A 12,658-nucleotide genomic window follows, 5' to 3' on the forward strand; every position below is an offset into this window, starting at 1 on the left:
ATCCCCACGAAAGCGGGGACCCAAGCGGCGCTGATCGTTCGCGCGGCGCTTGGATTTGAGCATCAGCTTGGGTCCCCGCTTTCGCGGGGATGAGCGGTGTTGGGGCGTTGGGCCCGCCTCCACAAAAGCACCGCGCCGCCCAGGCCCAGCAGGGCCATGGCGGCGGTGGCTCCGTAGCCGCCCGCGCCGAAGGCGTCGAACAGCGGACCTGACGCCAAGGTCGCGATACCCAGGGTGAAGCCCGACGACAGCGCAGAGTTGATCGCCTGAGCCGGCGACGCGGCCGACGGCGGGGCCAGCTTCTCGATCAGCCGCAGAGAGGCCAGGAAGCTGGCGGCGAAGGTCAGGGCATGCAGGGCCTGCAGCGGAAACAGCGCCCAAAGCGGCGGCTCGAAGGCGTAGAGCGTCCAGCGCAGCACCGCCGCGCCCGCCCCCAGGATCAGGAACAGCTCGGGTCCCCAGCGGCGACGCAGCGGTTCCAGGAACCACATGAAGCCGACTTCGACGGCGACGCCCACGCCCCACAGGACGCCAATCATCGGCTCGCTGATCCCCTGCTTGCGCCAGAGGATGGCCGAGAAGCCGTAGTAGAACGCGTGAGCCCCCTGGATCAGGCCCGCCGTGACCACCGCCAGCACGAAGGTGCGGTTGCGCATCAGGTCGCCCAGGCCCCTCCAGCGCTCGGACCGGGCCGGCTTGGCGCCCTCGGCGTGGACCCGCTCGGGTGGAATCAGGGTCGCGGCGGCGATGGCGGCGATGAAGCAGGCGGCGGCGACCCAGACGGCGATGATCGTCGGCGCGACCAGCGTTAGGATCACGCCCATGGCCAGGTTGGCGACGATGAAGGCGCTCGAGCCCATGCCGCGCGGAATGCCGTAGTTGAAGCTCTCGGTCCGCGCCCGGCGCAGGGTGATGACGTCGGTCAGGGGCGAGACGGTCGACAGCAGGGTCTGGCCGATGAACCAGAACAGGATCAGCCACAGCAGGCTGTGGGTCGCCAGGAGGCCCGCATAGCCCAGGCCCGCCCCGACCAGCAGCAAGATCATCGGCGTGCGGCGCAGGGTGAAGCCGTCGGCCCACACCGCCAGGGCCGGGCCGGTGAAAGGCTTCAGCAGTAGCGGCAGGGCCAGGATCAGGCCGATCTGGCCGCCGTCCATGCCACGATCGCGCAGATAGGTGCCGATATACGGCAGGCTGACGCCGGTGCTCAGATAGATCGCGGCGTAGAACAGGCTGAGGCGGACAAGACTCGAGAGTCCCGACCTGTCCGCCCCATCCGTCATGCTATTCGGCGCCGCCGAAGCGGGCCGTCCACTCGGCGATCTGCTCGTCTTCGATCTTCTTGAACAGGACCTCCGGCACGGTCAGCGCCTGGCCGACCGGCAGCTTGTCCAGCTCGGCCTTGGCGTCGTTCGACGGCCATTGCGCCGGATAGTCCAGGCTCATCGCCGCGCCGATCGTCTCGGCCGCGAACGGGATGAACGGGGCCGAGATCTTGGCGTACAGCGCCACCAGGTTCAGGGCGGTGCGGACGATGACGGCGGCGCGGTCGCGATCGGTCTTGATCGCGGTCCACGGCGCGGCTTCCTGAAGGTACTCGTTGCCGACCACCCACAGCGCTCGCAGCGCCTGGGCGCTCTTGCGCATCTCGATGGCGTCCATCTGCTCGGTAAGATCGGCCAGGCGCGCCGAGACGTCGGCGAACAGCTTCTCTTCCAGCGGGCCAGGCTCGCCGCCCGCCGGGACGACGCCTTCGAACTTGCTCTCGTTGAACTTCAGGATGCGGTTGACGAAGTTACCCAGCACGTCGGCCAAGTCGCGATTCACGGCGCTGGCGAACATCTCCCAGGTGAAGGCCGTGTCGCTGCCTTCCGGCGAGTTGGCGGTCAGGTACCAGCGCCACAGGTCCGGCGGCAGGATGTCCAGGGCCGCGTCCATGAACACGCCGCGCTTGTTGCTGGTCGAGAACTTGCCGCCGTACCAGTTCAGCCAGTTGAAGGCCTTGAGCATGTCGACGCTCTTCCACGGCTCTTCCGAGCCCAGGATGGTCGCCGGGAAGCTGACGGTGTGGAACGCCACATTGTCCTTGCCCATGAACTGGACGTAGCGGACGTCGTCGGCGCCCTCGTCGGTGCGCCACCAGCGCTTCCAGTCGCGGTCGGCGCCGCCCTCGGCCCACTCCTGGGTGGCGGCGATGTATTCGATCGGCGCATCGAACCAGACGTAGAAGACCTTGTCCTCGAAGCCCGGACGCGGAACGCCGTCCTTGGCCACGGGAACGCCCCAGGCCAGGTCGCGGGTGATGCCGCGATCGATCAGCCCCTCGTCCAGGAACTTGTAGGCGATCGAGCGCGCCAGTTGCGGCCAGTCGCCATGGCTGTCGACCCAGGCGCGGATCTTGTCCTGCATCTTGGTCTGCAGCAGGTACAGGTGACGCGTGTCGCGCACCTCGATGTTGCGCGAACCCGAGATCACCGAATAGGGCTCGATCAGGTCGGTCGGGTCCAGCAGGTTGCCACAGTTGTCGCACTGGTCGCCGCGGGCCTTCTCGAACTTGCAGTGCGGGCAGGTCCCCTCGACATAGCGGTCGGGCAGGAAGCGCTTGTCGTCGACCGAATAGACCATCTGGTCGACGCGTTCCTCGATCAGGCCGTGATCCTCCAGGGCCTGGCAGAAGTGCTGGGTCAGGCGATGGTTCTGCGGTGACGACGAGCGGCCAAAGTGGTCCCACGACAGGCCGAACGCGCGGCCCACATCGTGCTGCAGCACGTGTTGCTCGGCGCAGTAGGTGGCGACGTCCTGGCCCGCGGCGGTGGCGGCGAGTTCCGCCGGCGTCCCGTGTTCGTCCGTGGCGCAGATGTAGAGCGTCTCGTGGCCTTGCGAGCGCTTGAACCGCGCATAGACGTCCGCCGGCAGCATCGACCCCGCCAGATTGCCCAGGTGCTTGATGCCGTTGATGTACGGCAGGGCGGAGGTGATCAGGATGCGAGCCATGAGGGCGCGGCCTTTCGGGGGAGTCACGGGAAGCGAAGAAGCGTCCGCATATAGAAGGGTCGGGCCGGAAGGGAAAGCCGTGCGTCCTTCGAGGCTCGCCTGCGGCTCGCACCTCAGGATGAGGAATTCAGGACAAAGCTCCTCATCCTGAGGCGCCCGCGCAGCGGGCCTCGAAGGACGCACGGCTTCGCAGCCTCACGCGGCTTCACCGCTGAAGTCATGGGAAGGGGCTGCGGAGCGCCGGGCCACGCCCGGAAGAGCTTGAGTCAGTTACCGTTCCGACGCAGCAGATGCTCCGCGCGATCGTTATCCGCCAGCGTCCCGTCGGGTGGGCCAGTATAGGCCTGGACAGACCCCTTTGCCTTCAATCACGTCGACGGCGGGCGGGTGAGCCCGGCAAGCTCAGCCCCCTCGCGGCCCCAGCAGGATCACCGCCGCGCCAGCCAGGCAGATCGCGCCGCCGATCAGGTCCCAGCGGTCGGGCCGCGCGCCTTCCACGAAACGCATCCAGCCGATCGAGGCGACGATGTAGACGCCGCCATAGGCCGCGAAGGCCCGTCCCGCGACGCTGGCGTCGATCCGGGTCAGCAGCAGGGCGAAGGCGATCAGCGACAGGGCGCCAGGCAGGATCCACCACGGCGAACGGTCCAGGCGCAGCCAGGCCCAGAAAGCGAAACAGCCGGCGAGTTCGGCCAGGGCCGCCGCCGCATAGACGGCGAAGGTTCCCATCAGCGCAGGCCTGCGAACCAGCGATCGATCATCTCGGCTTCCACCGCCAGGGCCGCCGCGCGGGCCGTGGCCTCATCGTCCTGGCCCCACTGCTCGGCCTGGAAGATCTCCTCCAGCCGCGACAGGTCCAGGGCCCTCGGGCCCGTCAGGCGGCCGGCGCGCACGGCCAGGGCCAGCACCGCCGAGCCAAAGAGGCCGTTGGCGAAGGCCACGCCGCCCAGGGCGAAATCGTCCAGGGTCAGGAGCAGGGCCTCGACCGCCGCCACGGTGGCCGGCGGCTGCGGCTGGTGGATGACGCCGGCGACCGGGGTGAAGATCAGGCCGTGTTCGGCCTTGGCCCAGTCCAGGATCGCGCCCCATTCGCGCGCCTGACGCTCGACCAGCGGCGTCGGATGCTCGGCGCGATAGCACAGGTGCTCGGACGCGGCGTAGGCGGTGATCTCCTGGGCGACGCCGGTGCGGGTTTCGGGAATGCGGTCCAGGGTCGTGAAAGCCAGGCGCGTGGCCGGCATCAGACTGTGGTCGATATACTCGACCTGGGCTTCCCACTCGGCGGCGATCATCTCGGCCAGCGCCCGCGTCGGCAGCACCAGCGGCTTCTTGTCCGGCGTCTTGGGCGTGCGGCTATCCAGTTGAACAGCAAAGCCGCCTTCTACCGGCGCCGCGGCGGCGGCCTTGTAGAAGCGCTTGGGTTTCAGCAGCAGCTCGGACTTGTCGGACACGGGAGAGACTCTTTTCGCCAGCTCGCGACGGAATGGGCCGCCACCGGCGTTGAATGGTCAATGTCGAGTGTTCACGCAAGGGAGAGCGCCGCTTGAGCCTGCCCAGCAAAGATCTGATGGCCGCCGTCGCCGTCACCCGTTTTGGCCTGGGCGCCCGCCCCGGGGAGATCGAGGCCGCCAAGGCCGATCCGCAAGGCTGGCTGACCGCCCAGGTGCGCCGCGACGGCGCGGACCTGCCCCAGAGCGACGGCGAGAGCGCCGCCCAACGCTTCGCCTGGATGCGCGACTTCCAGGAGCAGCGCCGCATGGAGCGCGAACGCAAGGATGGAGAAACGCCCCAGAACGGCGTCGCCTTCATGGACGCCCAGCGTCAGCTGCGCGAGCGGGTCAATGGCGACTTCCTGGCCCGGGCGCAGTTGGGCGCCAGCACGCCAGCTAGCTTCCGCGAGCGCTGGGCGCTGTTCTGGGCCAACCATTTCACTGTCTCCTCGACCAAGCAGATCACCTCGGTGCTGATCGGACCGTTCGAGCGCGAGGCGATCCGGCCCCACGTCTTCGGCCGCTTCGAGGACCTGCTGGTCGCCTCGTCCACCCACCCGGCCATGCTGACCTATCTGGATCAGGCTCAGTCGGTGGGTCCGGGCAGCATGGCGGTCAGCCGTCGCCGGCAAGGCCGCGGCGGGCTGAACGAGAACCTGGCGCGCGAGATCCTCGAGCTGCACACCGTGGGCGTCGACGCCGGCTACAGCCAGGCCGACGTCACCGACTTCGCCCGCGCCCTGACCGGCTTTTCCATCGGTCGCGACGCCGAGGACCGCGCCGGCCAGTTCGTGTTCCGCGTCAACACCCATGAACCGGGCGCGCGGAAGATCCTGGGCAAGACCTACGCCGAGGGCGGCGTCGACCAGGGCCTGGCGGTGCTGAAGACCCTGGCCGCCGATCAACGCACCGCCCGCCATGTCAGCCGCAAGCTGGCCCGCCACTTCGTGTCGGACACGCCCCCGCCGGCCCTGGCCGCGCGGCTTGAGAAGCGCTGGATGGACACCGGCGGCGACCTGTCGGCCGTCGCAAAGGCGCTGATCGAGAGCCCGGAGGCCTGGGAGCCGACGCCGGCCAAGTTCAAGACGCCCTACGAGTTCACCCTGTCGACCTGGCGGCTGATCGGCGCCGAGCCGTCCGCCTATGAGCGCATCGCCCCGGTGCTGACGGGGATGGGCCAGCGGCCGTTCTACGCCCCCTCCCCCAAGGGCTGGCCTGAGGAGGCGGGCGCCTGGGCCTCGCCCGACGGCCTGATCAAGCGGATGCAATGGGCGCAGGGCATGGCCGCCGCCGCAGCCGACCGCACCGATCCAAACGCGCTGGCCCTTCAGGCCCTGGGCGCACGTCTGACGCCGCCCGTCGCCAAGGCCGTGTCGCGGGCCGAGACCCGCCGCGAGGCCTTCGCCCTTCTCGTGATGAGCCCGGAGTTCCAACGCCGATGAACGCGCCTCTGAACCGTCGCGCCCTGCTGGGTCTGGGCATCTCCGTCAGCTTCCTGGGAACCCAGGCCTTCGCCGCGTCCGAGGGTGACCTCGCCAAAAAGAAGCTGGTCGTCGTCATCTGCCGCGGCGGCATGGACGGCCTGTCCGTCTCCCCCCCGGTGGGTGACCCCGACTATGCGGCCTTGCGCGGCTCGATCGCCATGCGGCCCGACCAGGTGCTGAAGCTGGACGACACCTTCGGCCTGCATCCTGAGCTGAAGACCGTCCATGCCCTCGCCCAGCAAGGCCAGGCCCGCATCGCCCCGGCCATCGCCAGTCCCGATCGCGCCCGCTCGCACTTCGAAGCCCAGGACGTGCTGGAGACCGGCGCGGCCGGCGTCTACGGCGCCGAGACCGGCTGGCTGAACCGCACGCTCGAAGCCCTGGCTCCCGTCCGCAAGGTCGAAGGCCTGTCTGTCGGGACCACCGCCCCGCTCATCCTGCGCGGCAAGGTGCAGGCGGCCAGTTGGTCGCCCGGCAAGGGCGTCGACGAGACCGCCCGCCTGCCGACCCTGCTGCAGGATCTCTACAAGACCGATCCGCTCCTGGGCCCCGCCTTCGCGCGCGGCCTCGAGACCGAGACCATGGCGCAATTGGCCATGACGGGAATGGCCGCGCCCACAGCCCCCATGGCCGCCCCCCAACCGAACCGCGCAGGCAGCGAGGCCGCGCGCAAGCTGGGCTCGACTCTGGGCGGCTTCATGATCCAGGCCGGCGGCCCGCAGATCGCGGCCGTGTCGCTGGACGGCTTCGACACCCACGCCGGACAAGCCGGCCAGATCGCTACGCGCCTGTCCTACATGGACGCGGTGCTGGCGGGCCTGCACACGGGCCTGGGCGCGGAGTGGAAGAACACCGTGGTCGTCGTCGTCACCGAGTTCGGTCGCACCGCCCGCGTCAACGGCACTGGCGGCACCGACCACGGCACGGGCTCGACCGGCCTGATCCTGGGCGGCGCCCTCAAGCGCGGCGGCATCGTCGGCGATTGGCCGACCCTGAAGCAGACCGCTCTGTTCGAGAACCGCGACACCGCCCCGACGCTGGACATGCGCGGCCTGTTCAAGGGCGTGCTGGCCGACCACATGGGCGTCGACCGCACGATCCTGGAGAAGCAGGTGTTCCCGGACAGCGCGGGGGCGAAGGCGATGACGGGCTTGGTCTGACCGTCTGCCCCCTCCGGGGGCGGACGACCGCGCATCGCGCGGTCAGGTGGGGCCAGTGAGGAGAGTGATCTCATACTCGCCCCCTCCGGAGGGGAAGAAGTCTCTGGCCTATCGACGGATCTTGGCGCTGCGCCGGCCAAAGGGCTCGGCCTCCGCCTCGTCTTCCGAGAAGCCGAACTTGCGGAAGCCTTCCTTCATCTCGGGGCTCAGCGGGGCCTCGACGTGCAGCATGCCGGCCGAGGGGTGCGGCAGCAGGATCGAGCGGGCGTGCAGCTGCAGCTTAAGGCCTTCCGAGAGCGGCCCTGACTTGTCGTCACCGTACTTGGGATCGCCCAGGATCGGGTGGCCCATGGCCTTCATGTGGGCGCGCAGCTGGTGCGTGCGGCCGGTGTGCGGGCGCAGGGCCATCCAGGTGACGCGCGGACCGGCGCGGCTGATGGTGACGAATTCGGTCTCGGCCGGCTGGGCGTCCGGATCCTTGGGCTGGGCGGGCACGACGATTTCGCGATCGCCGACGCCGCGCTTGGCCAGGTGCAGCTCCATCACGCCCTCGGTCGGGTGCGGGTTGCCGACCACGATGGCCCAATAGGTCTTCTGCGCCTTGCGCTTGGCGAAGGATCCAGACAGGCGCGCGGCGGCGGCCGGGGTCTTGCCCAGCAGCAGCACGCCCGATGTGTCGCGGTCCAGGCGGTGGACCAGGCGCGGACGATTGACGCCCTCGCCCCAGGCGCTGAGCAGCTTGTCGACGTGCTTGGTGGTCTTGGTGCCGCCCTGCACGGCCAGGCCGGCGGGCTTGTTCAGGGCCAGGACTTCCTCGTCCTCGTACAGCACCAGCGACTTGGCGTAGGCGATGTCGCGCGCCGACAGCTTGGCCTTGTCGGTCGGATCGGGCGCGTCGGGCAAAGGCGGGACGCGGATCTGGCTGCCGGCCGCCAGCTTGGTGTCGGCCTTGGCGCGCGAACCGTCGACCCGGACCTGGCCCGAGCGGAACAGCTTGTTGAGCTGGATGTGGTTCAGGTGCGGCCAACGGCGCTTGAACCAGCGGTCCAGGCGCACCCCGTCCTCGCCGGCGTCGACGTACAGGGTGCGAACTTCCTTGGTGCTCATGCGAAAATCCTGCGGGCGACCAGAAGGCCCGCGAACAGGGCCGCCACGGACAGAAGCACGCTGGCGGCGGAATAGGAAAAGGCCTGGAGGTAGTCGCGCTTCTGGATCATCAGCGCGGTTTCCAGGGAGAACGACGAAAAGGTGGTGAAGCCGCCCAGCACGCCGACGCCCAGCAGCACCCGCCACTGGTCGCTGCCGGCCGCGCCGCGATGGGCCAGCCACGAGGCCAGGCAGCCCATCAGGAAGCCGCCCAGCAGGTTGACGGTGAAGGTGCCATAGGGCCAGCCCGGGCCCATGACCCGCATCGCCCCGACGCCGACCAGATAGCGCGCGACAGAGCCCACGGCCCCACCGGCCGCCACGAGGAGCAGCTTGTTCATCAACGCCTTATGCGCCGAGCGGGCGCAAACGCCAAGCACCCACCGGAGTTCCCTTGATTTCCCCGGTTTCTTTCACGGTAAACAACTTTGGAAACCCTATTTGGTGACTACGCGTTAAGCGCGCAGACGGCATTCTCGGCGTACATCAACAGCGCCCGAGCCATGTCCTTCTCAGCCCCCCCTCATGACGCGAATGAACGCGTGGCCCTCCCCGGCCCGGTGCTTCAGCGCCTGGCGGGGTCAGACCTGGTCGCGCGCGGCTCGGTCAATGTCATCAGCGTCAAGGCCATCAAGTCTTGGGCCGGCGAATGGTGGAGCGACAAGCGCAACGACGTCTGGACCTATGTCGAGCGGAAGCTGGCAGAGCACCTGGACCGCCAGGACATGCGCGCCCGCATCTCCGACAGCGAGTTCCTGATCGCCACGCACCACGACCAGGGCCTGGCCGCCCAGGCGACCAGCGTGAAGATCCTGGAAGACGTGCTCACCCACCTGCTGGGCGTCGCCGATCCCTCGGAAATGGGCATCCGCTCGGTCGTCGGGCTGGAAGGCGGCGAAGCCGTCTGCAAGCGCATCGACCCGGCCGTGATCCTGGCCGCCCGCGCCCGTCGCGACAGCGTGCGCTCGCCAGTCCGCTTCACCGTGGACCCGGCCGACGAGTCGCGCCGCACCCCCGTGGCCTTCACCACCGCCGCCGGCGCGGCCCTGCGTGTGGACTTCACGCTGGAGCACGTCGTCAGCCTGCGCCGCAACATCACCACCGCCGTTCGCATCGAGCCGATGGTCACCCATCTGGCCAGCGGCCGGCAGGCCAGCGCCCGCGCCCTGACCAAGCTGTCGGATCGCGATGTCGCCTTCATCGACGAGTCGACCCTGAAGTATGCGGCGGTGTTCGCCCGCTCGGCCCAGGGCCACACGACGCCCGAGCTGATCCTGCCGGCCTCGTTTCGCACCCTGGGCACCCAGCGCGGCCGCGACCTGCTGACCGGTACGGCGGGCCTTTCACTAGCCCTGCTGCGTGGCGGCGTGATGATCGAGCTGGTGGATGTCACCCGCGGCACCCCCGCCGGTCGCCTGCTGGAGGTCGTCGGCCTTCTGCGCGCCCTGACACGCGGCGTCATCGCCCGCGTGCCGCCGGACAAGGAAGCCCTGCGCGTGCTGCGCGACGCCCGCCTGGCTGGCCTGGCCCTGGACGCCAGCGACCTCTCGGGCGAAGCGGCCAAGATCGCCATGGACATGATGGCCTTCGGTCGCGACGCCCGCGGCCTGGCGCCGATGACCATCCTGCAGGGTCTGCCCCAGGACGGCTTCTTCGCCGCCGCCGAACAGGCCGGTCTCAGCCACGCCGCCTTGCGCGCCAATTACCCGCTGGGCAAGCAGGCGGCGGCTTAAACTATGTCCGCTGGCGGCCGTATCCCACGTTCTTGACCACGTCCCGCGCGTCATAGACGTCGCGGTCGCGCGGCGGCGCGCCCTTGCCGAACACGACCTCGATCGAGCGCGAGAACGCCGGACCCGGGCCGAGATTGAAGCTGGTGCCGACGCCCAAGCCAAAGCTCGAGTGACGGCCGAAGCTGGCCGAACCACCGCCGACCGACATGCGCGGCCCGCGATCGTAACCGCTGCCGGTCGTCGAGCGATCGGCGATGCGGAACCAGTCGTAGCCGTCCTGCAGGGCCAACTCGGCCGCGCGCAGCAGGGCGTAGTCGGCGATCTGGGCCTCCGATGCGCCCGGCCCGCCCTGGAAGGTGACGCGATAACGGCCCGCCTCCAGGCGATACTCGGAATAGCCGACGTCGTTGGGCGCGCCCGCTTGCGCGCGATAGACCGTGGGAGCGCTGGCGCACGCGGCCAGCAGCAGGCCCGACACAGCGGCGGCGATTACAGGTTTTGCGATCTTCATGGCGTTTTGCCTCTTCACGCCGGATCAACGGCTTCTGAAGCCCCCTGTTCCGGAACCGGCAGGTCCAGAGCCTTGAGCATGGCGGCGAAATCGTCAGGCAGCGGGGCCAGGATCTTGCGCTCGCCGCCCATCGGATGCGGGAAGGTCAGGCGCGCGGCATGCAGCATCAGGCGCGGCACGGCGACTCCGCCCAGCATCAGCGCCCCGCCATAGCGGCTGTCGCCGGCCAGTGGCCGGCCGATCGAGCCCATGTGAACCCGCAGCTGGTGCATGCGGCCAGTGTCGGGCGACAGCTCGACCAAGGCGGCGACGCCATTGCTGGCCAGGGTGCGATAGCGGCTGCGGGCGGTCTCGGCGTCCGGATGGTCGGGTTCGCAGACCCGCATATAGGCCTCGCGCCCGATCGACTCGCGCCGCAGCGGACTGTCGATCATGCCGCCCTTGGGCTCGGGCGCGCCCGGCGCGACGATGGCCAGGTAGCTCTTGCGGAAGCGCTTGGCCATCATGGCCTCGCCCAGGAACGCCGCGCCTGGCTTGGTCTTGGCCGTCAGGATCACGCCCGAGGTGTCGCGGTCCAGCCGGTGGATCAGCCGCGGCCGCGCCTTGCCCGGCTTGGCGAACGCCCACAGCAGGTCATCCAGCGTATGGGCCTTGATGCGGCCGCCCTGGCTGGACAGACCCGTGGGCTTGTCCAGCACGATGATCGCCTCGTCCTCGTACAGCACCCAAGACTGGGCCGCCGCGATCTCCTCAGGCGTGAGGGTGATCGGGCACTCGATGGCCTTGGGCTTGGCGACGCCGGGCGGACGGCGGAATTTTGGGCTGCTCATTTGCCGTCCTTACGCACCTTGCCCCACGCTTCCAAGCGTTCGCGCGCCTTGGCCTCGGCGCCGATGGGCTTGGGCTCGTAGAAGCGGCGACGCTCCATGCCGTCCGGGAAGTAGTTCTGGCCCGACACGCCGCCCTCGACATCGTGGTCGTAGGCATAGCCGTCGCCATAGCCCAGCGACTTCATCAGCTTGGTCGGGGCGTTGAGGATGTGAGCCGGCGGCATCAGGCTGCCGGTCTCCTTGGCGGCGCGGCGGGCGGCCTTGTAGGCGTTGTAGACGGCGTTGGACTTTGGCGCCGACGCCATGTGAACCACCGCCTGGGCCAGGGCTAGCTCCCCTTCGGGCGAGCCCAGGAAATCGTAGGCGTCCTTGGCCGCCGTGGTCAGCAACAGCGACAATGGATCGGCGGCGCCGATGTCTTCCGACGCCATGCGGACTAGGCGGCGGGCGATGAACAGCGGGTCCTCGCCGCCCTCCAGCATCCGCGCCAGCCAATACAGAGCCGCGTCCGGATCGCTGCCGCGCACCGACTTATGCAGGGCCGAGATGAGGTTGTAGTGCTCCTCGCGGTCCTTGTCGTAGGCCGGGCGGCGCTTCTGCAGGAACTGGCCCAGCTGGGTCGGGTTCAGCGGGCTGTCCGTACCGATCGAGAACAGGGTCTCGGCCAGGGTCAGCAGGTAGCGGCCATCGCCGTCGGCCATGGCCACCAGGGTCGAGCGCGCCTCAGCGTCGATCGGCAGCGAGCGGTTCTCGGCGACTTCGGCGCGCTGCAGCAACTGGTCCAGCGAGTCCTCGCCGAGGCGCTTGAGCACGAACACCTGGCAGCGCGACAGCAAAGCGCCGTTCAGTTCGAACGACGGGTTCTCGGTCGTCGCGCCAACCAGTGTGACGATCCCCTCCTCCACGAACGGCAGGAAACCGTCCTGCTGGGCGCGGTTGAAGCGGTGGATCTCGTCGACGAACAGCAAGGTCGACTGGCCCGCTGCGCGGCGGACCCGGGCCTGCTCGAAGGCCTTCTTCAGGTCGGCGACGCCGGAGAACACCGCCGAGATCTGGTGGAACTCGTAGCCGCCGGCCTTGGCCAGCAGGCGAGCGATGGTGGTCTTGCCGGTGCCGGGCGGCCCCCACAGGATCATCGAGGCCAAGCGATGGGCGGCGGCCATGCGGCCAATGGGCCCTTCCGGCCCCAGAAGATGCTGCTGGCCCACCACCTCGTCGAGGCTCTGGGGCCGCAGACGGTCGGCCAACGGCGAAGGCGCGTGAGGCGTCAGGCCGGCGGCCTGGAAGAGATCGGACATGAGTCCAGTTCT

12 protein-coding genes and 2 pseudogenes are annotated in these 12,658 nt (G+C 69.2%); 5 read left to right on the forward strand and 9 right to left on the reverse strand.

All coding sequences use genetic code 11. The annotated features are described in order from the left end of the window. Nucleotides 1-62: 62 nt before the first annotated feature. Together E1H18_RS07380 and metG are read right to left on the reverse strand one after the other, a co-directional pair. On the reverse strand, nt 63-1,283 hold the full coding sequence (locus E1H18_RS07380; RefSeq protein ID WP_172265456.1) for an MFS transporter: 1,221 nt from the start codon (nt 1,281-1,283) through the stop codon (nt 63-65). 1 nt (nt 1,284) lies between these two features. Next, nucleotides 1,285-2,994 (reverse strand): methionine--tRNA ligase, encoded by a 1,710-nt coding sequence (gene metG / locus E1H18_RS07385; RefSeq protein ID WP_172265459.1) that lies wholly within the window; start codon nt 2,992-2,994, stop codon nt 1,285-1,287. A gap of 99 nt (nt 2,995-3,093) precedes the next feature. Here metG and E1H18_RS27270 point away from each other — a divergent pair. Next, nucleotides 3,094-3,209: pseudogene (locus E1H18_RS27270) on the forward strand (hypothetical protein). 133 nt (nt 3,210-3,342) lie between these two features. Then, nucleotides 3,343-3,411, forward strand: a pseudogene (locus tag E1H18_RS27275) (hypothetical protein); the annotation flags it as partial. Here E1H18_RS27275 and E1H18_RS07390 read toward each other — a convergent pair. Both E1H18_RS07390 and E1H18_RS07395 read right to left on the reverse strand, forming a co-directional pair. Then, nucleotides 3,397-3,723: a YnfA family protein gene (locus tag E1H18_RS07390; RefSeq protein WP_172265462.1), complete on the reverse strand. Its 327-nt coding sequence runs from the start codon at nt 3,721-3,723 to the stop codon at nt 3,397-3,399. The pseudogene E1H18_RS27275 and the gene E1H18_RS07390 sit on opposite strands and share 15 nt — an antisense overlap. Further along, nucleotides 3,723-4,445 carry an ATP12 family protein gene (locus tag E1H18_RS07395; RefSeq protein ID WP_172265465.1) on the reverse strand — a complete coding sequence of 241 codons (723 nt, stop codon included), beginning with the start codon at nt 4,443-4,445 and terminating at the stop codon, nt 3,723-3,725. The genes E1H18_RS07390 and E1H18_RS07395 overlap by 1 nt, the downstream gene beginning before the upstream one ends. Nucleotides 4,446-4,498: 53 nt before the next feature. Here E1H18_RS07395 and E1H18_RS07400 point away from each other — a divergent pair, with 53 nt between their 5' ends. Next, a complete protein-coding gene (locus E1H18_RS07400) occupies nt 4,499-5,926 on the forward strand; it encodes a DUF1800 family protein (protein WP_172265468.1) in 1,428 nt (475 codons plus the stop codon). Beyond that, nucleotides 5,923-7,128, forward strand: a complete 1,206-nt coding sequence (locus E1H18_RS07405; RefSeq protein WP_172265470.1) for a DUF1501 domain-containing protein — start codon at nt 5,923-5,925, stop codon at nt 7,126-7,128. The genes E1H18_RS07400 and E1H18_RS07405 overlap by 4 nt, the downstream gene beginning before the upstream one ends. A 108-nt stretch (nt 7,129-7,236) precedes the next feature. On the opposite strand, the gene E1H18_RS07410 is transcribed toward E1H18_RS07405, so the two are convergent. Together E1H18_RS07410 and crcB are read right to left on the reverse strand one after the other, a co-directional pair. Further along, nucleotides 7,237-8,235 (reverse strand): RluA family pseudouridine synthase, encoded by a 999-nt coding sequence (locus E1H18_RS07410; RefSeq protein ID WP_172265473.1) that lies wholly within the window; start codon nt 8,233-8,235, stop codon nt 7,237-7,239. Continuing rightward, nucleotides 8,232-8,615: a fluoride efflux transporter CrcB gene (gene crcB / locus E1H18_RS07415; RefSeq protein ID WP_172265476.1), complete on the reverse strand. Its 384-nt coding sequence runs from the start codon at nt 8,613-8,615 to the stop codon at nt 8,232-8,234. Before crcB ends, E1H18_RS07410 begins: the two co-directional genes overlap by 4 nt. A gap of 162 nt (nt 8,616-8,777) precedes the next feature. On the opposite strand from crcB, the gene E1H18_RS07420 reads away from it, so the two are divergent. After that, on the forward strand, nt 8,778-10,007 hold the full coding sequence (locus E1H18_RS07420) for a hypothetical protein (protein ID WP_172265479.1): 1,230 nt from the start codon (nt 8,778-8,780) through the stop codon (nt 10,005-10,007). A gap of 1 nt (nt 10,008) precedes the next feature. On the opposite strand, the gene E1H18_RS07425 is transcribed toward E1H18_RS07420, so the two are convergent. From E1H18_RS07425 to E1H18_RS07435, 3 genes are read right to left on the reverse strand one after another with little or no spacing between them, the layout of a single operon-like run. After that, complete coding sequence (locus E1H18_RS07425; protein WP_172265482.1) at nt 10,009-10,518, reverse strand: hypothetical protein; 510 nt, start codon at nt 10,516-10,518, stop codon at nt 10,009-10,011. Between the two features lie 14 nt (nt 10,519-10,532). Next, nucleotides 10,533-11,348 (reverse strand): RluA family pseudouridine synthase, encoded by an 816-nt coding sequence (locus E1H18_RS07430; protein WP_172265485.1) that lies wholly within the window; start codon nt 11,346-11,348, stop codon nt 10,533-10,535. After that, complete coding sequence (locus E1H18_RS07435) at nt 11,345-12,646, reverse strand: replication-associated recombination protein A (protein WP_172265488.1); 1,302 nt, start codon at nt 12,644-12,646, stop codon at nt 11,345-11,347. The genes E1H18_RS07430 and E1H18_RS07435 overlap by 4 nt, the downstream gene beginning before the upstream one ends. Nucleotides 12,647-12,658: the final 12 nt, after the last annotated feature.

Source organism: Caulobacter sp. RHG1, assembly GCF_013181195.1.
GTDB lineage: Bacteria > Pseudomonadota > Alphaproteobacteria > Caulobacterales > Caulobacteraceae > Caulobacter.

Coding starts and splice junctions, on each gene's coding strand:
- E1H18_RS07400 (WP_172265468.1), top strand. CDS start 4,499: ATGGTCAATGTCGAGTGTTCACGCAAGGGAGAGCGCCGCTTGAGCCTG.
- E1H18_RS07410 (WP_172265473.1), bottom strand. CDS start 8,235: ATGAGCACCAAGGAAGTTCGCACCCTGTACGTCGACGCCGGCGAGGAC.
- E1H18_RS07425 (WP_172265482.1), bottom strand. CDS start 10,518: ATGAAGATCGCAAAACCTGTAATCGCCGCCGCTGTGTCGGGCCTGCTG.
- E1H18_RS07420 (WP_172265479.1), top strand. CDS start 8,778: ATGTCCTTCTCAGCCCCCCCTCATGACGCGAATGAACGCGTGGCCCTC.
- E1H18_RS07430 (WP_172265485.1), bottom strand. CDS start 11,348: ATGAGCAGCCCAAAATTCCGCCGTCCGCCCGGCGTCGCCAAGCCCAAG.
- E1H18_RS07380 (WP_172265456.1), bottom strand. CDS start 1,283: ATGACGGATGGGGCGGACAGGTCGGGACTCTCGAGTCTTGTCCGCCTC.
- E1H18_RS07405 (WP_172265470.1), top strand. CDS start 5,923: ATGAACGCGCCTCTGAACCGTCGCGCCCTGCTGGGTCTGGGCATCTCC.
- E1H18_RS07390 (WP_172265462.1), bottom strand. CDS start 3,723: ATGGGAACCTTCGCCGTCTATGCGGCGGCGGCCCTGGCCGAACTCGCC.
- E1H18_RS07435 (WP_172265488.1), bottom strand. CDS start 12,646: ATGTCCGATCTCTTCCAGGCCGCCGGCCTGACGCCTCACGCGCCTTCG.
- crcB (WP_172265476.1), bottom strand. CDS start 8,615: ATGAACAAGCTGCTCCTCGTGGCGGCCGGTGGGGCCGTGGGCTCTGTC.
- metG (WP_172265459.1), bottom strand. CDS start 2,994: ATGGCTCGCATCCTGATCACCTCCGCCCTGCCGTACATCAACGGCATC.